Source organism: Sphingopyxis sp. Geo25, assembly GCF_949769135.1.
In the GTDB taxonomy this organism is placed as follows: Bacteria; Pseudomonadota; Alphaproteobacteria; order Sphingomonadales; family Sphingomonadaceae; genus Sphingopyxis.
In genome coordinates, this window is record NZ_CATKOZ010000001.1 from 1,472,649 (window position 1) to 1,493,787 (window position 21,139).

Genomic DNA, 21,139 nt, shown 5'->3' on the forward strand with positions numbered 1-21,139 from the left:
TCGCTGAGAGGAGACGCCCCTAGCGGCGGCCGTCGAGTCTTGCAACCCTCTCGTCACAAAATCGTCGGCCGCCATCTGCATCCGCAATAAATCAGGGTCTTTCGGCCTCCCACCAATAGGGCTGGCGCTTGCGCGTCCCCGTGCCAACCTCGTCCATCGTGAGCGGATCGTAGAGGCGCCCGCCGAGCATGACGCGATGGATCTTCTCGGTATTGCGAATGTCCTGCGTCGGATCGGCGTCGAGAATCAGCAAATCGGCGAGCTTGCCCACCTCCAGGGAACCGACATCCTTTGCATAGCCCAGCGACGTCGCCGGCATGATCGTCGCGGCCCGCAGCGCATCGATATTGCTCCAGCCCCCGCGCACGAAGGACCAGATCTCCCAATGCGCGCCGAGCCCCGCCTGCTGGCCATGCGCTCCGATCGAGACCATGCGGCCGGTATCGGCGATCTTCTTCGCCTCGCGCGCGCTATCGTCGTCGACATAGTCGCCCTCGGGCGCGATGACGCGGCGCTTGTTGTTTGCCGCCAGCTCTGCGGGCGGCGCATGGCGCGACAGGATCGGCTGCTCCCAGACATTGGTGTGGGCGCGCCAATAAGGATCGCCCGCAGGACCGCCATAGGTCACGACAAGCGTCGGCGTGTAGTCGGTCTTGGTCTGACCCCAGAGCTGCACCAGATCCTTGTAGAAGGTGTGGAGCGGGATGTTGTGCTCGACGGTCGAATTGCCGTCCTGGATGAGCGTGACGTCCATCGTATAGAGCGAGCCGCCCTCGGGCACGACCTCCATGCCTTCGGCTTGCGCAGCCTTCACAACCATCTGGCGCTGCTCGCGGCGCGGCTGGTTGTAATTCTTGACGCTATGCGCACCCTGCGCCTTCAGGCGGCGGACATGCGCGAGGGCATCCTCATAGCCATTGATTTCGGCGTAGATACCAGCCACCTTCGCGCCGTAGATGATCTCACCGGTCGAGAAGATGCGCGGCGCGAGGATCAGTCCCGCGCGCTGCATCTCGGACGACACAAATATTTCGGATGCGCGCGACGAAGGGTTGTGGCTCGTCGTCGTACCCATCGCGAGGTTGACGATTTCCGACCAGTTCTGCTGCGGCACAAGCTCGTCGTCGCCATGCGGGCCATGCGCGTGTGCGTCGACGAAGCCGGGGACGATCGTCTTGCCGGAGGCATCGACCGTCACTGCGCCGGCGGGAACGGCGATCGCGCCTGCCGCGCCGACAGCGGCGATGCGATCGCCCTCGATCACGATCGCGCCGTTGTCGATGATGCCGCCATCGGCGCCCGCCATGGTGAGGATCTTCGCGCCGGTGATGACGACGGTGCCTTTATGCTTCGCGACTGGCGCGGTCATCGCGAGCGACACGCCGCTGGTCGGCGGCACGAATTTGGCCGGCTTGTCTTCACCCGCCGCCGGAGCACTCGCGAAGAAGCTGCCGAGGTCGGCGCTGAACAGCGTCGGCCCGCGGGTCCAGTGCAGGCGCTTGCCGCCGTCGGACCAATGCACATAATCGGCGCCGCTACCGCTCACGCGCGTCACCGGCATCGGGCCGCCCGAGGTCGAGAGCGAAACATCCTGCCCGCCGGGCATCAGCGGTGTGACATAGGCATCGTAATTTTGCCGGAAGGCTAACGTGCGGCCATCGGGCGACACCTCATAGTCGCTGACGAGTTCGCCGCTGGCGTGGACGCGCCTGTCCTGTCCGTGCAGATCGGTCGAGATCAGCTGATTCTTGCTGTCGGCCGACGCGATCATGAAGATGCGGTCGCTGGCGGCGCCGAACTGCGGCTTGGCGCCATTGTCGCTGACCCGTTCGGCAGCGCCGCCGCTCACCGCGATCCGGTAGATGCCGGGATTATCGCCCCAGCGTTCCGACCGGAGGCCACCGCCCGAGCGCTTTTCAAACGCGATCAGCTTGCCATCGGGCGAGAAGCGCGGCTCGGCATAGTGACCGGGGCTGGCCGTGATCTTGCGCGACGATCCGCCGCCCCTTCCGGCTATGTGGATTTCGCCAAGCCCGGCGTCGGTCCAGCGCACGAACACAACAGATTTGCCGTCGCGCGACCAGCTGGGCCACAGTTCGAACGCATTGTCCTTGGCCGCGGTCAGGCGCCGCGCGGTGCCGCCGGCTGCGGGCTTGAGCCACAGTTTGCCGAGCGTTTCGAATACGACGGTGCTCCCGTCGGGCGACACTTCGGCCCAGCGCGGCATTTTCGTCTCGAAGCTGTCGGGCGCGACCTCGACCGCCGGATGGGTCGCGTCGATGATGACGCGATCGTCGTCGATAGTGAACGGAATGATCCGCGCGTCGCCGCCGGTGCTGTTTACGCGGCGGAGCTTGCCCCCCGCCCAGAAGACGATGTCCCGGCTGTCGGGTGTCCAGCTCATATTGGGATAGACGCCGGTCACCGCCCAGGTTTCCTGCACATCCTGGTCGAGCGCGTCATAGAGCTTCTTCTCGGCGCCCGAGGCGAGGTCTTTCACATAGAGCTTCGACTGCGTTCCCTCGCGGCGAACATAGGCGAGCTTCTTGCCATCGGGCGACGGGGAGGGCCGCACCGCGCCGCCGGGGCCAGCGGCCACCGTCGTGACCTCGCCATCGTTCAGATCGTAGCGTTCGATGTGGAACAGGTCGCCGTTGCTGTCCTGTGCATATTCGAAAATCGGCCCGGGCGTGACGTTGCGCGTGTAATAGACCCCCTTGCCGTCGGGCGCGAAGATCGGCTCGCCGAGTTCCTTCTGGTGGCGTTCGTTCGGCTTCTTGACCAGCGGCACGCCCGCGCCGCCCGAGACATGATACATCCAGACCTCGCCGGTGCCGAGCGAGCGACCGGTGGTGAAATGCTTCTTCGCGACGATGAACTGCCCGTCGGGGCTCCAGCTCGGCTGGTTGAGCAGGCGGAATTCCTCCTTGCTGAGCTGCCGCTTGTCGCTGCCGTCGCGGTTCATCAGCCAGATATTGTCGCCGCCGCCGCGGTCCGAGACGAAGGCGATACGCTTGCCATCGGGCGAGAAACGCGGCTGATGCTCGTAGGCAAGCCCTTCGGCGATCCGCGTGGGCGTGCCGCCCTCGATCGACATGGTATAGATGTCGCCGAGCAGGTCGAACGCGATGGTGCGGCCGTCGGGCGCAACGTCGACGTTCATCCAGCTACCCTCGTCGACCGCGATCGGCACCTTGTGCGTCGTCATGCCGGGAGGGGCGTTGACGTCCCACTTTTCGGGCTTGGCATCGGCCGGCGCGGACTGCGCCCAAGCCGAAGTCGAACAGGCCAAAGCCGCCGTGAAGGCGAGTGCGAAGCGCGCCATTTAATTATCCCCTGTTGAAATTTGCAGCGACCATATGATTTGCCGCGCCACATGCAAGGGACTGGTTTCGACGAAGAACTGGCACGGTCGACGGGCGACTGCTAGCGCGGTTGCAAGACGGAAAAGATGGGGAGGGCCGATGTGCCGCTGACGGGAATAAGGGTACTCGATTTCGGCCGTTACATCGCGGGCCCTTACTGCGCGGCATTGCTCGGCGATTATGGTGCCGACGTCATCCGTATCGAGGCGCCGGGCGGCAACGACGATCGCTATACCGTTCCGGTCGCGGAGGACGGCTCTGGCGCGATGTTCATGCAGATGAACCGCGGCAAGCGCTGCCTGACCCTGAAGCCCGGAAGCCCCGAGGGCCGCGAGATCGTCCGGCGGCTCGTCGAAACCGCCGATGTCGTCGTCGCCAACCTGCCGCACGATGCGCTCGTCAAGCTCGGCCTCGACTATGACAGCCTGTCGGCGATCAATCCGCGCGTCATCCTCGCCACCGCATCGGCTTTCGGTAGCGAGGGGCCGCTTGCGAAAAACGTCGGTTTCGATGCGGTTGGGCAGGCGATGTCGGGGTCCGTGCATCTGACCGGTACGCCCGATCAGCCCTATCGCGCCCAGGTCAATTTCGTCGATTTCGGCACCGCGCTCCACACCGCGTTCGGCGTTATGATCGCGCTGCGCGAACGCGAGACGACGGGAGTGGGGCAGTGCGTGTCTGGGTCGCTGCTCGGCACTGCGCTTGCGATGACCAATTCGCTGACGATCGACCATGCGCTGAACGGCATCGAACGGCAGCCCATCGGCAATCGCAGCTTCAGTTCGGGGCCGACCGACATATTCCGCACCCGCGATGGCTGGATCGTCACCCAGATTGTCGGCGGTAGCATCTTCGCGCGATGGGCCGGGCTGATGGGTCGCCCCGAACTGGTCGATGACCCGCGCTACGCCAGCGATATCCTGCGCGGCGACAATGGCGAGGAGCTTAGCGTCATCATGCAGCAATGGTGCATCGACCGCACCAGCAGCGACGCAATCGCGGAACTTGGCGCCGCGCGCGTGCCCGCAGCACCCGTGTTGCGGTCCAGCGAGGTGCTGGCGCAGCCGCAGGTTATGGCGATGGCGCTCGTCGAGCCGGTTGCCTATCCCGGCGCAGCCCAGGATATTCCGATAATCCGGGCGCCGATAGATCTGTCGGGAAGCGCCAAGGCCGATCCCGCACGCGCTCCGCGCGTCGGCGAGCATAGCGATATGATACTCGCCGAGATCGGTTACAGCCCCGACGCGATTTCCGCTTTGCGGGCGCAAAGCATTATTTGAGCGGCCGACGCTGGACGACCGCGGTTGGGACGATTAAGTACCGATCAGTACAAAATCAAGAGCAGGAGCTTCCCGATGACCGACCAGAGTGAATATGTGCCGCCGAAAATCTGGACCTGGGACAAGGACAGCGGCGGGCGGTTTGCGAACATCAACCGCCCGATCGCCGGCCCGACGCACGACAAGGATCTGCCGATCGGCAAACATCCGCTCCAGCTCTATTCGCTCGGCACGCCCAACGGCGTGAAGGTCACGGTGCTGCTTGAGGAATTGCTCGCAGCCGGCCATAGCGGCGCCGAATATGATGGCTGGCTGATCAACATCGGCGAAGGCGACCAGTTTTCGAGCGGCTTCGTCGACGCCAATCCGAACAGCAAGATCCCCGCGCTCGTCGATCGCAGTGGCGCCGATCCGATCCGCGTGTTCGAATCGGGGGCGATCCTGATCTATCTCGCCGAAAAATTCGGCGAGTTCCTGCCGACCGAGCCTGCGAAGCGCGCCGAGACTCTGTCGTGGCTGATGTGGCAGATGGGCAGCGCGCCGTTCCTCGGCGGCGGTTTCGGTCATTTCTATGCCTATGCCCCGACGAAGCAGGAATATCCGATCAACCGCTATGCGATGGAGGTGAAGCGCCAGCTCGACGTGCTCGACCGGCGGCTGGCCGAGAACGAATATGTCGCGGGCGCCGACTATTCGATCGCCGACATGGCAATCTGGCCGTGGTACGGCGCGCTCGCGAAGGGGTTGGTTTACGATGCCGGCGAATTTCTGCAGGTGCAGGAGTATAGGAATGTCCAACGCTGGACCGACCAGATTGCGGCGCGCCCGGCGGTCAAACGCGGACGCATGGTCAATCGCGTGATGGGCGAACCGTCGAGCCAGCTTCGCGAACGCCATGACGCGTCCGACTTTGACCTGCGCACACAGGACAAGCTGGAAGCCGAAGCCGCCGAATAATCGGGTTTTTCGTTTTGCGCCGCCGCTGCGCCGTTAACGGTTCGGCGACGGTGGCGGATTTGCGAGCGATTGGGTCGCTCGAAAATACATAAAGTACGGAACATTGCGGCGCACGCGCCGAGACGCGGGATTCATCGGGCGACGCCATGCTACGTCGCATGACCCGACCGATCTTACCCCTGCGGCTTGCCCGCTTGCTGCCCGCCCGACTGGTCCGCAGCGAGCGGGCGGCCGCGATCGTCGAGATGGCGCTCGTGCTGCCGCTCTTGCTTGCGCTGATGATGGGCATATTGGTCTATGGCCAATATTTCATGCTCGCGCACAGCGTGCAGCAGGCCGCCAATGACGGAGCCCGAGCGGCGATCGTCGGGCTCGACGCCGCCGACCGGCGCGCCATCGCCACGCGCGCGGTCGACCGCAGTATGCAGGGCGTCGGCGGTTATGCGGTCGCCCGCCGCAACGTATCTGTCGCAGAAACGACCGACGCCGTGACCGTCGCCGTTACTTACACCGCGCCGCAGACCAGCTTTCTCCGCTCTTCCTTCGTCCCGTCGCCAGGCCATGTGATCCGCGCCCGCGCGACCTTCGAACTGCCGGTGGATTGACCATGCACCTGTTCACAAATCTTGTCGCCGACCGCCGCGGCGGTATCGGCGTGACATCGGCCGCCGCGCTGACGATGCTGATCGGCGCGGCGGCGCTGGCGGTCGACATCGGCTCCTTCCAGCTCGATCGCCGCAAGCTGCAGGGCATCGCCGATGCGGCTGCGCTCGCCGCCGCGGGCAAGCCCGGCGAGGAGCGCGCGGCGGCGGAGCGCGTCATCGCCGCCAACTGCAATTGCAACATCGTCATCGCCTCGCTCGAGGCCGGCACCTATCGGCCCGACGCCGCGATTCCCGCCGAGCAGCGTTTCAACGCGGGCGGGGCGACGCCGAACGCCGTGCGTATCGTCCTAACGCGCGACCGCCCGATGTTTTTCGGCAGCTTCCTGACCGGGCGGCAGAGTACGGTCATCGGCGCCTCGGCAACCGGTGCGCGACGGGGATATGCGGCTTTCTCGCTGGGATCGCGCGTCGCCGCGGTCCACGGCGGCATCCCGAACGCACTGCTGTCGGCGCTGACCGGCAGCCAGGTCAATCTCTCGGTCATGGACTATAACGCGCTCGCGAGCGCCGATATCGACCTGCTTGCTTTTTCCGACGCCCTCAGGACCGAACTCGATGCCGATGTCCTGACCTTCGGCCAGACGCTGAACACGCAGGCAACATTGCCGCAGGTGCTGTCGGCGCTGTCGAAATCGAGCACGGATGCAAAGGTTGCGTCGGCGCTCGGCACGATCGCCGACAGCGCGCTCCCGCGCAGCCTGCTCCCGTCGCGCGCGATCGACCTTGGGCCGCGCTCGTCGAGCATCCGCGTCGATCCGGCCAATCCGGTAAAAGTCAACGCGCTCGGTCTGCTCCGCTCGATGCTGCTGCTTGCCAACGCCAACCGCCAGGTCGACCTGTCGCTCGCCACCGGCTTGCCGGGTGGGTCGGGAGTCGATGTCGCGCTTCTGATCGGCGAGCCTCCGGCGCAGTCGCCGCTGATCGCAGTCACCGACAATCAACAGGTCATCGTTCGCACGGCGCAGGTGCGGCTCAAGATGGAGACGAAAGTCGCGACGCCGCTGGCCACGGTGGAAATCCCCGTGTTCGCCGAACTTGGGTCGGCTTCGGCGCGGATAACCGAGATCGACTGCAGGCGAGGAAGCAGCAACGCCGTGCGCCTTGGCGTCACGACATCACCCGCGACGCTGGCGCTCGGAAAGGTCGGCGCCGCCGACTTCCAGAACATGCAACGCCCGATCGATCCGGCCCCGGCAAAGCTGCTCAAGCTGCCGCTTGCCAGCGTCGAGGGTAAGGCCGAACTTGTCCTCTCCGATCTCAATCCCAAACCGGCTGGCTTTTCGCGCGACGACATCGATCGCGGGACAGTCAAGACGGTGGAAAGCACCGGCCTCGTCGCTGGCGCAGCCAAGTCGCTTGCCGACCGCACGGACCTTACCGTCAATATTCTCGGCCTCGGCCTGAATTCCAAGACTCTGGCCAAAGTGGTGGGCGATGCGGTCGGCCTTGCAGCCCCGGTGCTCGACGGGGTTCTGGAGAGCGTCACCGGGTTGCTCGGCGTCCATATCGGCGAAGCCGACGCCCGCGTGAACGCGCTTCGTTGCAGCAAGGCCAAGCTGGTCTGACGCGCGATCAGGATCGCTACCAAACCGGACATAACAGGGCGCGTTCCGCAGCTATCCGGACCGAAATTGGCGCCGCATCGCTGGATGGAGGGTTAGAATGGGTCCGGGAGGCGCGAATGGCAGCAACTCAGGAACCCCAGCGTGTTTCGGCGGCGGACTTTATCCGGGGCTTCGCGAACTGGCGATTGCAGGCGGCACGCAAGCCGGTGGTGGTGACGCACCACGGCAAGGACGCCCATGTGCTGATCTCGCTCGACGATTATCGCCGACTGGGCCACACCGGCCCGGCGGTCAGGGACTTGCGCGCATCGTTGGCCGATCTGGTCGAATCGATCCATGACGGGATCCTGGTCATCGATCGCGAAAGGCGGATCATCGCCGCCAACCCCGCCGCCTCGGACATGTTCGCCACCGCTGCGGCCGAAATGGTCGGCCGCAACCTCGTCGAGGCGCTGCCCCAATTCGGCCGCCACCTGCTGCTCGCGCATATCCACCGGCTGCTCGACCATCGCGAGCGTTTTTCAGGTGATGTGCCGGGGCTGCTCAGCCCGCGTCGATGGGTACATGCCGAATTGGTGCCGATCCCCGCCGGCGGGGCGCTGTTGCTGCGTGACGTCAGCGCAGCCATGGCCGAGCTGTCGGAGAATGATGCGCGGCGGGCGCTGGCCGACGCTATCGGGGCGCATGGCGATATCGGCTGTGCCGCGATTTCCGTGCGCGAGGCGGTCGAGGATGCGAATGACGCACTGACCGCATGGGTCGGGGTCGACCCGGCCGCGATCCGGCGCGTCCGCTTCTCCGCTCTCGTCGCGATGAAGGAGCGGACGAGCTTTGGTGAAGCGTTGGAGACAGTGTTCCGCACTGGCCTGCCAACACGGCTGGCCTCCGCGCTGATTACACGCGAGGGGGACGCGGTTCCGGTGATGCTGGCAATCGCCGAGCGTCGCAGCGCCTATGCCAGCGAAGGCGCGATGATCGCCGTGACCCGAGCCTAGAACCAGTTTCCGCGCCGGATATCCTTGGTGCCGACGGGCATGGAATAATAATCTCCATCCTCGCCGACGATGACCGGCCCATCGAACTTGTCTTTCGCATCGCCCAGAAATGCCGCGTCGAGATAGCGCAGAGGGTAGGGCGGCACGATATGGCTCAGCACCAGCATCTTCACCCCTGCAGTCTTCGCGCTGGCCGCCGCCTGTGCCGGGGTCGCGTGATAGTCGATGATATCATGCATGATCTGCGCGGTCTGCGGACGCCCTGCGGCCTTCAGCCTGGCGGCCAGCGCCTTGACCATTTCGGGTTGAAGCGCCTCGTGGACGAGCAGGTCGGCGCCCTTGGCCGCGGTTTCGACCATCTTCGACGGACCGGTGTCGCCGCTGATCACGACGCTCCGTCCTTTGTAGTCGAAACGATATCCAACCGCGGGCTGGACCGGGCGATGATCGACCGGAAAGGCGGTCACCTTCAGTCCGTCGGCTTCATAAACCACCTCCGGGCCGACCGGGGCGGCAAAAGGCATCGCGATCGCCCCGGCGGCTGCCGGCGGTGCGATCGCGGCGCCGTGATGCGCCGTGCGATATTCATTGTCAGCGGCGTAGGCGGTACCAAAACCGGCGATCACCGCCTCGACTCCGTTCGGGCCATAGACGGGAAGTGGCGCCGTGTTGCCGCTCGCCGTCCAGCGGAGCAGCATCATCGGACCGAGCCCGTCGATATGGTCCGAATGAAAATGCGTCAGGAAAAGGGCGCGAATTTTGGCGTTGGGAAGCCCCATCAGCGCGATGTTGCGCGCACCGCCTTCGCCCGCATCGACCACGAACATGGCCTTGCCGGCAATCACCACGGTGCAGGCGCCTGCACGGTCGCGATTAGGTAGCGGCGATCCGGTTCCGCAAAGACCGACGTGGAGCCCGTCGGGCAGGTTCGCCAGATTGTCACGGCCCGCACCGCGCTCGACCGCACGATCGAACATCCAGATCCCGATCTGGCGCTGGAATAGCAGGGCGGCCCCGCCCACCAGGGCAATCAACACAAGCAACGCCGTCAGCGCGCGCAATCCCCTCTTCATCGTCCCCTCCCGCTCATGATTTTCCTAAAGAGCGCCGCTGGACAAGCGGCGCCGCGCGGCGCAGTCTGCCCGAAAGGGTTGCGGCTCGCAACTTACCTTTACGTAAACGTGAGCGCCTTCTATAAGGGCGCCAGTGCCCTTGGGAGAATCATAATGGACATGGAATTCAGCCCGGAAGATCTCGCCTTCCAGAGGGAAGTGCGCGAGTTCATCGCCGAAAATTATCCCGCCGACCTGCGCGCAAAGCAGGATGAAGGCGAAGAGATGGCGAAGGAGGATTTCCTCGCCTGGCACAAGATCCTTTACAAGAAGGGCTGGGTCGCCCCGGCATGGCCGGTTGAATATGGCGGCACGGGCTGGACCCCGACGCAGCGTTTCATCTGGTCGGAGGAAACCGCGCGTGCCGATTGCATCCGTCTGCTGCCCTTCGGCCTCGCGATGGTCGGGCCGGTGATCTACACCTTCGGCACTCCCGAACAGAAAGCCTATTTCCTGCCGCGGATTCTGTCGGGCGAGGACTGGTGGTGTCAGGGCTATTCGGAACCTGGCTCGGGCTCCGACCTTGCCAGCCTTCGCACGACCGCAGTTCGCGACGGCGATCACTATGTCGTCAACGGGCAAAAGACCTGGACAACGCTGGCACAGCACGCCGACTGGGGCTTCTTCCTCGTCCGCACCGACAAGGATGCAAAGCAGCAGGAAGGCATCAGCTTCCTGCTGATCGACATGAAATCGCCCGGCATCACCGTGCGGCCGATCATCACGCTCGGCGGCGAGCATGAAGTCAATGAAGTGTGGCTCGAGGACGTCCGCGTCCCCGTCGAGCAGCGCGTCTATGAGGAAAACAAGGGCTGGACCTGCGCCAAGTTCCTGCTCGCGCACGAACGCACGGGCATCGCGGGCGTCGCGGCGTCGAAGCGCGGGGTCGAGAAGGTGAAGGCCATCGCGCGCACCGAACTCGACGGCGACAAGCCGCTGCTTGCGAACCCCTTCTTCAAACGCAAGATCGCGGAACTCGAGGTCGACCTGACCGCGCTCGAATTCACCGAGCTTCGCAGCCTCGCCGGTGCGAATGCGGGCAAGGGACCGGGGCCCGAATCGAGCCTGCTCAAGATCAAGGGATCGGAGATCCAGCAGCGTCTGACCGAGCTGACGCTGGAGGCAGTCGGCCATTATGGGGCGCCCTATTTCCGCGGTTTCGGCGAGGGCGAAAATGAGCATCCGATCGGGCCCGATTATGCCCATCGCGCCGCCCCGACCTATTTCAACACGCGCAAGACGACGATCTATGGCGGGTCGAACGAGATTCAGCGCAACATCATCGCGAAGATGGTGCTCGGGCTCTGAACGCATAATTGACGTCATCCCGGCGAGGGCCGGGATCTCGACCTCTCTGCATAAAGCGACGGAGAGATCCCGGCTTTCGCCGGGATGACGATGAAATTGAGGACTGGGATAATGGATTTCACTTACACCGAGACGCAGGACATGATCCGCGACACGCTGTCGCGCTTCCTTGCCGACACCTATGATTTCGAAACGCGCCAGAAGTTCATCAATAGCGACCCGGGCCGCGACCCCGCCATCTGGACCGCGCTGGCGCAGGAACTCGGTATGCTGGGCGCTGCCTTTGCCGAAGAGCATGGCGGGCTTGGCGGCGGCGCGCTTGAAAATGCGATCGTCATGGAAGAGCTCGGCAAGGTGCTGGGCATCGAGCCCTATCTGCCCACCGTCGTTATCGCAGGTGGCGCGTTGAAGGCCGTCGGCGGAGCACAGGCCGACAAGTTTATCCCCGAGATCATCGCCGGTAACGTCATCGTCGCCTTCGCCTATGCCGAGCCGCAAGGTCGCTACGACCTCGCCAACCTTCGCACGACCGCGAAGAAGGATGGCGCCGGATATGTATTGAGCGGGCACAAGAGCGTCGTCTATGCGGCGCCCTGGGCAACGCATCTGCTCGTCACCGCGCGCACGGGCGGCGGCCAGCGCGACCGCGACGGCGTGTCGCTGTTCCTGATCGACGCGAACCTGCCCGGCATCGTCCGCCGCGATTATCCGACCGTCGACGGCAGCCGCGCGTCGGAAATCTATTTCGAGAATGTCGCGATCCCCGCAGACGCGCTGCTCGGCGGCGAAGGTACGGCGCTGCCGCTGATCGAACAGATCGTCGACGAAGCGACGGTCGCGGTCTGCGCCGAGGCCACCGGCGTGATGCAGAAGCTGCACGAAGGTACGCTCGAATATACGCAGCAGCGCAAGCAGTTCGGCGTGCCGATCGCGAAGTTCCAGGTACTCCAGCACCGTATGGTCGACATGTTCATGGAGGTCGAGCAGGCGCGCTCGATGACGATCATGGGCACGCTGAAGCTCGACCTGCCCGCGGCCGAACGCAAGGCCGCGGTATCGGCTGCCAAATCGAAGGTCAGCCGCGGCGCGAAGTTCGTCGGCCAGAATGCGGTTCAGACGCATGGTGGCATCGGCATCACACAGGAACTCGCCATCGGCCATTATTTCAAGCGCGCGACGATGATCGAGGGGCAGTTCGGCAGCGCCGACTATCACCTCGATCGCTACGAACAGCTCACCTTGGCCGATTGACCGGATGTGCGGGCCGTCGGCGTCAGTAGCTGACGTCGACGGCGATCCGCAACGTGCGGGGGCGTAGCGGGGTCAGGAACCCCTCATTGCCCTCGACGAAGGGCGTGCCGAGCGAAAAGCGGTTGCCGCGCGAATCGAACAGATTTGTGAGCGTCAGCGACAGGCCGCGGCGGTCGTTTCCTACGCGCATCGCAAGTCCCGTGTCGACATAGTCGCCCTGGCTCTCGCCAAGCACGGGACCGATACCCAGCCGCGACGGGCCGATGTAGCTCGCCCAGCCATTCACGCGGAAATCCTGATCGCCGAGCAGGGTGGCGTAGTTGACCGATCCGCGCACGGCGTGGCTCGCGACATTGGGGATGCGCCCAAGGCGGGCGGGGGTGGCAGCGAATACCGGCAGGATTTGCGGCGAGAGATCGTCGACCCGGCTGTGGTTATAGACGGCGCTGAGATCGAACGTCAGCGCCGCGCTCGGCCGGACCGCGACGGCGCCCGACACGCTGGTGATGCGCCCATCGCCGATATTGGCGGTCGTCGGGAAGCCGTTGCTGTCGATGAAATCGGCCTGGATATTTCTCCAGCGGCTATGCGAGACTGAAATGCTCGCGTCGAGGAGGCTCTTGCCCTTGTCGCCGAAGCGCATTCCGGCCTCCCAGGTGCGAACCTGGTCGTTGAGGAAGCGCCGAACGAAATTGCCGTCGACGGCAAGGCCGCCGGGACGGAAGCCTTCCTGATAGCGGGCATAGAGCCGCACATTGTCGAGCGGCGTCGCCAGGATCGAGAAGGAGGGCAGGAGGTCGGTCTCGGTCCGCGATGCGGTCGTCGCCCGTCCCGCCTGCGCCAGCGCGAAGGATACGCCCTCGGCCTCGCCGTCCAGCTTCGCGTGCGACAGGCGAAGGCCGCCCGAGGCAATGAGGTCGGGCATGACCTCGACGGTCGCTTCGGCATAGCCAGTGAATTCGCTGACGCGGTTGGTGACGCCGGGCAGGATGGCGGTGAGCGATCCATAGGTATAGTCGCGATTTTGCCGCGCGCGATTGTCGACGAAACTGGCGCCGATCACCCAGCCGAGCCCGTCATGATAGGGGCGCGACAGGCGGTTTTCGCTGGCAAACATGCGCGTGGCGTTATGCTGGTCGAGTACACGCGGAACATCGCCCAGCGGCATGATCTGGATCGGCGCGAACAGCCGCACCACATCGACCGAACCGACAATGACACCCGAATCGTTGCCGCCGTCCTGCCGCGCTTCGGGCACGCTGGCATCGAAGCGCTCGAAGAGCCGGTGGTCAATATAGGCATTGGACGACTGGAAATGCAGGCCGTCCCAATCCTTCATCACGACAATCGTGCCCAACCCGTAGCGCGCGGTCGCATTCTGCTCGACCATCGAACGGCGCGTGAGCGGAGGTCCATCCTTGTCGGCATATTGAGCGTCGTCGGAGGTGATCGCCTGATAGACACCGCCGATATCGATCGTCCAGTCGTCGCCGGCATCAAGGCGAAAGGTGCCGCGCCCTCCGCGGACATGAACGCGGTTGACGTCATCCTGTCCGCGCAAGGGGTTGTCGATATAGCCGCCGTCGGAGATCATGTAGCCGACAAGGCGAAAGGCGTGTCCGTCACCGACCGGGACATTGGCGATCCCCGCAATGTCCCCGCCCGGTTCGCCGTGCTGGGTCACCGAGAAACCGGCAATCGCCTGCACCGAACTTTCGCGGGGATCGGGTGCCTTGGGAATGGTGCGGATGATGCCGCCGAGCGAGCCCGCGCCGTAAAGCGTTCCCTGCGGCCCCTCGAGCACCTCGACGCTGTCGATGTCGTAGAGGCGCAGATCCGGGTCGGGCGCATTGTAGCTGAGGCGGATATCGCCGAGATATTGCCCCACCGTCGCCTGCGTCGGCCCGGTAAAGCTCGAATCGGCGATACCGCGGATGAAAAGCTTGTTGCGGCCCGATCCGAGATGGGTCGAGGACACCGTCGCGATGCGCGACAGGATCGATTCGGTCCCGCGCTCGCCGCCGAACGCCAAATCGTCGCCATCCAGCCGGGTGGCGACGCCTGCGAAGTGCGAATAGGGAAGGTCGGTCTTGGTTGCGGTGACGATGATCTGTTCATCGGCCGAAGCGACATAGTCGTGCGATGGCTCGCGCGCCCGGGGTTGCGGGGCAGCACGGACCGGCGGCGGGCTTTGCCGGACCAGCCTTTGCGGCTCGCGGCGCCGTTCGATCCGCCAGCTCGTCGCGCTCACCTTGACCGCGCGCGCGCCGGTGCCCGCCAGCATCCGCCGCAGCGCGTCGTCGATATCCATGCGGCCGCGAACGGGCTTGACCTCGACCTGCCACAGCCGTGCATCGGCGACGCTGATACTGACGCCGCCCTGCCGGCTGAGCATCGGCAGTGCCGTGGTCAGCGCGCCGCCCGACACGTTGAAGACGCGGTCCTCCGCCGCCATCGCCTGCGCGGGCAGGCTGCACAGCGCGAGCGCCAGCAGGCTGGAGGTCCCCCGCGTCATCCTACCGCGTCAACACCCAGCCATCGCCGTGCCGTTCGGCCGTCGTCCCCGAAAGCGCGGCAAGATCGGCGACGGTCCGGGCGCGATCCTTGTCGATCACCAGCGCACCGCTAAACGAGCGATCGGCCGCCCCGGCGCTGATCGTTACGTCGATCCCCGCCGTTCGCCGCAGGTCGTCGGCGACGGTCGCGAGCGAGGCTGCGTTATAAACCAGCAGCCCCGACCGCCACGCGCCGACGTTGGCGATATCGACATCGCGAACCTTTGGCGGTGTGGCGTCACCATCGTTCGCCTCGATCGCCTGACCGGCGGTTACCCGCACCTTGTCGGCCTGCGGATTATAAAGGACGATGCCTTCGGAAACCGCCACCGCGATCTGCCGGTCGCGGCGCACCACATTGAAGGCCGTACCCAGGTCGACGATCCGCGACGGCCCCGCTTCGACCACGAACGGGTCCTTTTCGCGGTGAACGACATGGAACATCGCCTCGCCGGCTTCCAGCCGCGCAAAGCGGGGCCGGTCCTTATCAAGCTCGACGATCGATCCGCCATTGATCTCGATCTTCGACCCGTCGGCGAGTTCGATCGTGCGATGCTCGCCGGCGGCGGTCTCGATCCGGTCCGGATTTCCGAACAGGCCGAGGTTGGGCAGGCTGACCATCGCCACGAGCGCCGCCACAACTGCTCCGCCGAACCACAGGCGCCGCGACGGGCGGACCTGCTCGCGCGGCCGGATCACGACCGACGGCGTGCTTTCGGGCGGCAGCGCTTCCAGATCCTGATCGAGGCAGGCAAGCGCGTCATAAATGTCCGCATGGGCGGGGTCTTCGGCCAGCCAGTCGGCAAAATCGTCCCAGTCGCCGAAAGCCGGATCGCGCTGACGGATGATCCAGTCGATGGCCTGCGCTTCGGCCGCGCTGTTCGCAGCGTCATGCATCGAACTGCCTCCTCAGCTTGGCGATGGCGGCATAAACCTTGCGCAGGTCGGCCTCGACGGTGCTCAAGCTGACGCCGACCTCGACCGCGATATCGCGCTGGGCGACGCCATCGACCCGGAACCGACGAAAAATGCGCGCGGAGCGGTCGCCGGTCGCCGTGATCGCCTGTTCGACGCGTGCGAGTTGCTCGCGCGAAATGAGCGCGGTTTCCGCCGACGGCTTTTGTGCCGACGAAGCCTCGGTCCACGCGGCATCGCGGAGCGAACTCTGGCGCGCCGAACGATAGCGGTCGAGCATCAGATTGTTCGCGGCGCGCATTACATAGGGCAGCGGATCGGCGATCGGACCCATGCGCCGTTCGGTCAGGCGCATCCAAAGATCCTGAAAGATATCTTCGGCCAAGTCGCCCGCGCCGCGCACCTCGAGAAAACGCAGAATGCGATCGCGGTTGGCGAGCAACACGCCCTCGATGCCCTGTGCGGCCTCGTTTCGATCACTCGCCTCGGTCATGGGAAAATTGTTGCTACGGAATGCCATCTGCTGTCGACACACGCCCCGACGGCGCCCGTCATACGGCCCCCTGATGGCGCCGTCATATAGCGCCATGCGCGCGCCGTGCAACCGCATTGGCATGGCGATACCGGCATCAGGACGGGCGGTTGCTGCTAACTGCATCTGCTCCTTCATTTCTTTCGAGCCTTGGCAAGGGGGAAGCGGGGTAGGGAGGTGCTTCCCCCTTGCTGCGGACCAGCCGAGGGGGCTAGAGGCCGATCCGCAGGCTCGCACGGAACGCCCAGCCGATATGGCTCTGCTGTTCTTCCGCGGATACCTCGCCGGCGACCTGGAAGGCCGAGTTGCCGGCGATCCCGCGGAAGCGGCCGACCCAGCCGCTCGTGCGATCCTCAGGAACCAGGGTGAAGGGCGTGCCGTCCTTGAACGACGCTGTCGTCGCGCCCAGATTGCCGCTGACGATCTGGCGGCGGCCGCCTTCGAGTTCGAAGCGCGTCCAACCGTCATATTCGTCGGTCCCACCGAACTCGAGGCCGACCGCGACGCTGCCCGTGACCGCCAGTTCATCGCTGTCGCGGCTCTCGACCGTCAGGTCGAGCGCGTCGCCGCCGCCGGTTTCGGTGTAGCCGTCTTCCTTCAGCTTGTAATAATCGACCGCAACGGTCGGGCGCAGCGTCAGACCGCCGACACGCGCGTCCTTGGCGATCGAGCCCGACGCCGAATAGAGCGTCGCATCCCACTTGCCACGCATCGTCTTGTCGATGTCCTCCGCACCGGCTTCGGCGCGGAAGGAGCGCGTGCCCTTCATGCTGATCGGCGCGCCCGACACGCGGGCGTGCGCGAGCCAGCCGTTCGACTGGAGCCGCCAGTGCAGCGCGCCCTCGAACTGGCTCGACTGCACTTCGCTGTCGTTGCTGCTGTTGCCGTCCTTGCCGTTCAGGAAGGCAATCGAGCCGCCGAAGTTGCCGATGTCGCTCTTGATCTCGGCGCCGAGCGAGATGCCCCATCCGCTGACGTCATAGCCTGCGGTCTGGCCGACGCCCTTCGACGTGCCCCACACCGCCTGGTTGACCCAGTAGCGCCATTTGCCTTCGTCCTGGAACGGCGCGTTGGGATCCTGGAGATAGCGGGCGAGCGCGCGCGATCCCGAGGTGACGGTTTCGAACACGCCACCTTCGTGCTCGGGCAGCATCTGGCCGAGCTGGTTGCGGAATTGCGCGCCATCGGTGATGCCGAGGAACACGTCCTCGATCTTCTGGTCTGCCGTCACCGCATCGATCACGGCATCGAACGCGCTCGCTTCCGAACGGTTGAGACCGAGTTCGGTGACGCTCTTGCGCGAGACGTTGACGATCAGCTGGTTCGCGTTCGAGCTCAGCACGCCCTTGTAGAGATAGGGAAGCAACGTCGACGTCGCGGTCAGGTTGCTCGCGCCGGTCAGCGTACCCGCGGTCAGAACGACGTGGTTGCCCTCGGCATTTTCGATGCTCGTCAGCTTGAGCGCCAGTTTCGACTCCGCGCCGAAGCTCGCGGTCCCCGACACGTTGAGCGCCGTGCCCGTCGCGCCATTATCGAGCAGCACCGCGACGGTACCCTTGTTGGTCACCGCCAGCGAGGCAATGCTCGTCGCACCCGAAACGTCGAACATCCCGCCGTCGACCGACACCGAGAGCCCCTGGGCGTTCAGCAGCTTGCCCGAGAAGACCGACGTGCCGGCGATCGTCAGCGCATCGATGCCGCCGCCGAAGTCCGCCGTACCCGTGAAGACCGAGCTGCCCGACAGCGCCAGCGTATCGTTCCCGCCGCCGAAGCGCGCAGTGCCGGCGTAGGTCGCGTCGCCCGACAGCGCGAGGCGGTTGTTGCCTGCACCGAAAAAGCTGTTCCCCTTCACCGAGCCATCGGCGATGTCGAAGACGTCGTTGCCGCCGCCAAAGCGCACGTCGCCGACGATCGAAGGTGCCGCGATGCCCGCCGCCACGGCGGTCTGCTTGACGGTGGTTCCGGCGTTGTTCGCCGACAGGTCGATCGCGATATTGCGGTCGGAGGTGGCAAGCGCGCCGGTGGCGCTGATCGTGCCGCTGTTTTCGATCGTCGTCACCGTGCCCGACAGGTCGACGATGCCGCGCGCGGTGCCGTTGTCGCCGCCTGCCTTTGCGGTGATCGAGCCGCTGTTGCGGATGAGCGGGACGTTGCCGCCCGCCTCGACGACGATTGCCGTCGTGATCGCGGTCGCTCCACTGCCGCCCGCCGCCTCGATCTTGCCCGCGTTGCGGATTTCGGGGGTCGAGGTACCGGCGCCGACGCGGATCGCGGTCGCCGATGCGCCGTTCGACTGTGCACCGACCGTGCCGCCGATGCCGATGCCGCCTGCGATCGTGACGTTGCGGCCCATGCCGCCGAGCTGGATCGCGGTCGCATCCTTGCCTGCATAGAGCCCGTTGCCGACGACGCCGCCGTCGATGATCAGGCCGAGCCCGGTACCCGTTCCGGGAACCGCACCGATCGCGATGTCCTGTGTGGCGGAGCCGATGCGCAGTGCGGGCGCCGAACCGAAGGAACGGATCGAACCCGACCCTTCCTTGTCGTCGTCGATGCCGTCCTTGTCCTCATCCTTGTCCTCGGGCTTGGTGTCCTTCGGGGGAACGGCGACGACGATGCCACCCGTGACATTGCCCTCGATCGATAGCGCCGGGCCGCCGATCAGCAGATCGTCGGCGTCGAGCTTGGACGGATCGGCGGGCGGCGTGGTGAGGCGATAGCCGGTCGCGGTCAGCGTGCCCTGCACGACCAGCGAGCCGTTGACATTGCCCGCCAGCCGCGCGGCGGTGGCATTCTGCCCGGTCGCGGTGATCGTCCCGGCAAGACGAACGTTGCCGGTGACATCCTGCAGACCGACCCCAAGCGCATTGTCGCCAAGCACCGAGATCGTGCCGTCATTGGTGAAATTGCCCGTCAGCGGACCGCCGAGGCGAATGCCTGCCGAGTTATTACCCTCGATCGTGATCGTACCCGAATTGACGATGTTACCGGCAAAGGCGCCGCCGGTCGCGATGCCGGTGCGGCCGCTGCCGATTGCGAAGGGACCGTCGAGGTCGCCGTCATTGTCGATGTCGGTCGGCGCGTAGGGTTCGTCGATGATGATCTTGCCGGTCGAGCTGTTGGTGATCCCACCCGTCGTGCCGGCATTGGCGAAGATGCCGGTCGCGCCATTGGCGTTGCCGATCTCGATCGTGCCGTCGTTGACGACCTTGTGGTTGCTGTCGACCGTTACCGCAGTGCCGCTCGTGGGCTTGATCGAGCCGGTCGAGCTGATCTTGATATCGTCCGGTGCGCCCGACTTGATGGTCGAGGTGCGAACCGGGGCGGTGGTGGCGGTGGTAATGCTGGTTTCGGCAAAGGCGGGAACCGAAACGATCGCGGCCAGACAGGTGGTGGCCAGCAAGGTGTTGCGCATGAAAATCCTCTTGTGGTCTGAGCCGGACGGACGCCCGGAACTGTCCACAAGACGGAACCCCCGTTCGACAGCCTTGGAAAAAAGTCGGGCCGCCCTTTTTGACCGCAAGAAATGGAACGCCGGCGAGGCGGACGGAAGCTAAGCGCGGTCCGCTCTCCGATCGAAGGACGACCAAATGATCTTGCCGGACCTTAAAACCCGCATTGCCGACCTCGACACCGCAAACATCGCGCGCAATCTGGGCGACAAGGGCTGGGCCGTCGTTCCGCGCCTGCTGGACGACGCGCAGTGCGAGGCCTTGAAAGCGGACTATGGCAGCGACGGCCTGTACCGCAGCACCGTCCATATGCAGCGTCATGGCTTCGGCCGTGGCGAATATCGCTACTTCCGCTACCCGCTCCCCGCTCCGGTAGCGACGCTGCGCAGCGCCCTCTATCCGTTCCTCGCCGGGATCGCGAACGACTGGTGGGAGGCGATGGGCCGGACAACGCTCTTTCCCGCCGATCACGACAGCTTTCTCGCGCAATGCGCGCTCGGCGGCCAATCGCGGCCGACCCCGCTGATCCTGCGCTATGGCGCCGGCGACTATAATTGCCTGCATCAGGATCTGTACGGCGCGTTGCACTTCCCCTTCCAGGTCGCGATCCTCCTCTCGCGGCCGGGCGAGAATTTCAGCGGTGGCGAGTTTGTGATGACCGAACAGCGCCCGCGGATGCAGTCGCGTCCGCACGTCGTGCCGCTGCGGCAGGGTGATGCCGTCATCTTCGCGGTCGACGAAGCGCCGCGGCAGGGCTCGCGCGGCACCTACCGCGTCAAGCTGCGCCATGGCGTCAGCGAAATCCGCAGCGGCGAACGCTTCGCCCTGGGCGTCATCTTTCACGATGCGATGTAGTAAATGGCGGACAGGGTGGTTTTGTTAAGTTAAACCTATGTATTTGAAATAATTTTTCAAATTACATCCGCTTAATTTCGGACCCACACGGTTCCACCGCGCATCTGAATTCATGATTCAGTCCGTACAACGTTTCTGCCATTGTTCGCTGTAATTGTCCAACATTTTCTTTTCTACTCCATCGCAGATCGATAACAGCCTAGTCTATTTAACACTAGGGTCAGGACCCATTGATTTGAGCAGGCCGCTGTGATTCAGGCTCACTGTGAGGAGCCTGACTGATGAGTGATTTGTATTGGCTGACTGACGAGCAGATGGCGCGTCTTCAGCCA

The 21,139-nt window shown here is 64.8% G+C and carries 14 protein-coding genes; 8 read left to right on the forward strand and 6 right to left on the reverse strand.

Annotation, left to right across the window (positions count from 1 at the left end; translation table 11 throughout):
- Window positions 1-91: 91 nt before the first annotated feature.
- On the reverse strand, window positions 92-3,325 hold the full coding sequence (locus QOL68_RS07240; protein WP_282948219.1) for an amidohydrolase family protein: 3,234 nt from the start codon (window positions 3,323-3,325) through the stop codon (window positions 92-94).
- A 126-nt stretch (window positions 3,326-3,451) separates the two neighbouring features.
- Here QOL68_RS07240 and QOL68_RS07245 point away from each other — a divergent pair, with 126 nt between their 5' ends.
- The 5 genes from QOL68_RS07245 to QOL68_RS07265 all read left to right on the forward strand — a co-directional run bounded on the left by QOL68_RS07245 (window position 3,452) and on the right by QOL68_RS07265 (window position 8,827).
- Window positions 3,452-4,645, forward strand: coding sequence for a CaiB/BaiF CoA transferase family protein (locus QOL68_RS07245; RefSeq protein WP_282948220.1), 1,194 nt, complete (start codon window positions 3,452-3,454; stop codon window positions 4,643-4,645).
- Between the two features lie 75 nt (window positions 4,646-4,720).
- Window positions 4,721-5,602: a glutathione-dependent disulfide-bond oxidoreductase gene (gene yghU / locus QOL68_RS07250; protein WP_282948221.1), complete on the forward strand. Its 882-nt coding sequence runs from the start codon at window positions 4,721-4,723 to the stop codon at window positions 5,600-5,602.
- A gap of 158 nt (window positions 5,603-5,760) precedes the next feature.
- The gene (locus tag QOL68_RS07255) at window positions 5,761-6,207 is read left to right on the forward strand and encodes a TadE/TadG family type IV pilus assembly protein (RefSeq protein ID WP_282948223.1); all 447 of its coding nucleotides are present in this window, start codon (window positions 5,761-5,763) and stop codon (window positions 6,205-6,207) included.
- Between the two features lie 2 nt (window positions 6,208-6,209).
- Window positions 6,210-7,832 carry a TadG family pilus assembly protein gene (locus QOL68_RS07260; protein WP_058455867.1) on the forward strand — a complete coding sequence of 541 codons (1,623 nt, stop codon included), beginning with the start codon at window positions 6,210-6,212 and terminating at the stop codon, window positions 7,830-7,832.
- Window positions 7,833-7,948: 116 nt separating this feature from the next.
- On the forward strand, window positions 7,949-8,827 hold the full coding sequence (locus QOL68_RS07265; RefSeq protein ID WP_282948227.1) for a PAS domain-containing protein: 879 nt from the start codon (window positions 7,949-7,951) through the stop codon (window positions 8,825-8,827).
- Here the strand turns inward: QOL68_RS07265 and QOL68_RS07270 are convergent.
- On the reverse strand, window positions 8,824-9,900 hold the full coding sequence (locus tag QOL68_RS07270; protein WP_282948228.1) for an MBL fold metallo-hydrolase: 1,077 nt from the start codon (window positions 9,898-9,900) through the stop codon (window positions 8,824-8,826). The two genes, QOL68_RS07265 and QOL68_RS07270, sit on opposite strands and share 4 nt — an antisense overlap.
- A 153-nt stretch (window positions 9,901-10,053) precedes the next feature.
- Between QOL68_RS07270 and QOL68_RS07275 the strand changes: the two genes are divergently transcribed.
- Both QOL68_RS07275 and QOL68_RS07280 read left to right on the forward strand, forming a co-directional pair.
- The gene (locus QOL68_RS07275; RefSeq protein ID WP_282948229.1) at window positions 10,054-11,247 is read left to right on the forward strand and encodes an acyl-CoA dehydrogenase family protein; all 1,194 of its coding nucleotides are present in this window, start codon (window positions 10,054-10,056) and stop codon (window positions 11,245-11,247) included.
- 111 nt (window positions 11,248-11,358) lie between these two features.
- Window positions 11,359-12,498, forward strand: a complete 1,140-nt coding sequence (locus QOL68_RS07280; RefSeq protein ID WP_282948230.1) for an acyl-CoA dehydrogenase family protein — start codon at window positions 11,359-11,361, stop codon at window positions 12,496-12,498.
- Window positions 12,499-12,520: 22 nt separating this feature from the next.
- Here the strand turns inward: QOL68_RS07280 and QOL68_RS07285 are convergent, their stop codons facing one another.
- The 4 genes from QOL68_RS07285 to QOL68_RS07300 all read right to left on the reverse strand — a co-directional run bounded on the left by QOL68_RS07285 (window position 12,521) and on the right by QOL68_RS07300 (window position 19,915).
- Window positions 12,521-15,013 (reverse strand): TonB-dependent receptor, encoded by a 2,493-nt coding sequence (locus tag QOL68_RS07285; RefSeq protein WP_282948231.1) that lies wholly within the window; start codon window positions 15,011-15,013, stop codon window positions 12,521-12,523.
- Window position 15,014: 1 nt separating this feature from the next.
- Window positions 15,015-15,950 (reverse strand): FecR family protein, encoded by a 936-nt coding sequence (locus QOL68_RS07290; protein WP_282948232.1) that lies wholly within the window; start codon window positions 15,948-15,950, stop codon window positions 15,015-15,017.
- Window positions 15,943-16,461, reverse strand: a complete 519-nt coding sequence (locus QOL68_RS07295; RefSeq protein ID WP_204992782.1) for an RNA polymerase sigma factor — start codon at window positions 16,459-16,461, stop codon at window positions 15,943-15,945. The genes QOL68_RS07290 and QOL68_RS07295 overlap by 8 nt, the downstream gene beginning before the upstream one ends.
- 250 nt (window positions 16,462-16,711) lie before the next feature.
- Window positions 16,712-19,915, reverse strand: a complete 3,204-nt coding sequence (locus QOL68_RS07300; RefSeq protein WP_282948233.1) for an autotransporter outer membrane beta-barrel domain-containing protein — start codon at window positions 19,913-19,915, stop codon at window positions 16,712-16,714.
- Between the two features lie 175 nt (window positions 19,916-20,090).
- On the opposite strand from QOL68_RS07300, the gene QOL68_RS07305 reads away from it, so the two are divergent.
- Window positions 20,091-20,807, forward strand: a complete 717-nt coding sequence (locus QOL68_RS07305; RefSeq protein WP_282948234.1) for a 2OG-Fe(II) oxygenase — start codon at window positions 20,091-20,093, stop codon at window positions 20,805-20,807.
- The last annotated feature ends 332 nt before the right edge of the window (window positions 20,808-21,139 follow it).

Coding starts and splice junctions, on each gene's coding strand:
- QOL68_RS07240 (WP_282948219.1), bottom strand. CDS start 3,325: ATGGCGCGCTTCGCACTCGCCTTCACGGCGGCTTTGGCCTGTTCGACT.
- QOL68_RS07245 (WP_282948220.1), top strand. CDS start 3,452: ATGGGGAGGGCCGATGTGCCGCTGACGGGAATAAGGGTACTCGATTTC.
- yghU (WP_282948221.1), top strand. CDS start 4,721: ATGACCGACCAGAGTGAATATGTGCCGCCGAAAATCTGGACCTGGGAC.
- QOL68_RS07255 (WP_282948223.1), top strand. CDS start 5,761: ATGACCCGACCGATCTTACCCCTGCGGCTTGCCCGCTTGCTGCCCGCC.
- QOL68_RS07260 (WP_058455867.1), top strand. CDS start 6,210: ATGCACCTGTTCACAAATCTTGTCGCCGACCGCCGCGGCGGTATCGGC.
- QOL68_RS07265 (WP_282948227.1), top strand. CDS start 7,949: ATGGCAGCAACTCAGGAACCCCAGCGTGTTTCGGCGGCGGACTTTATC.
- QOL68_RS07270 (WP_282948228.1), bottom strand. CDS start 9,900: ATGAAGAGGGGATTGCGCGCGCTGACGGCGTTGCTTGTGTTGATTGCC.
- QOL68_RS07275 (WP_282948229.1), top strand. CDS start 10,054: ATGGACATGGAATTCAGCCCGGAAGATCTCGCCTTCCAGAGGGAAGTG.
- QOL68_RS07280 (WP_282948230.1), top strand. CDS start 11,359: ATGGATTTCACTTACACCGAGACGCAGGACATGATCCGCGACACGCTG.
- QOL68_RS07285 (WP_282948231.1), bottom strand. CDS start 15,013: ATGACGCGGGGGACCTCCAGCCTGCTGGCGCTCGCGCTGTGCAGCCTG.
- QOL68_RS07290 (WP_282948232.1), bottom strand. CDS start 15,950: ATGCATGACGCTGCGAACAGCGCGGCCGAAGCGCAGGCCATCGACTGG.
- QOL68_RS07295 (WP_204992782.1), bottom strand. CDS start 16,461: ATGACCGAGGCGAGTGATCGAAACGAGGCCGCACAGGGCATCGAGGGC.
- QOL68_RS07300 (WP_282948233.1), bottom strand. CDS start 19,915: ATGCGCAACACCTTGCTGGCCACCACCTGTCTGGCCGCGATCGTTTCG.
- QOL68_RS07305 (WP_282948234.1), top strand. CDS start 20,091: ATGATCTTGCCGGACCTTAAAACCCGCATTGCCGACCTCGACACCGCA.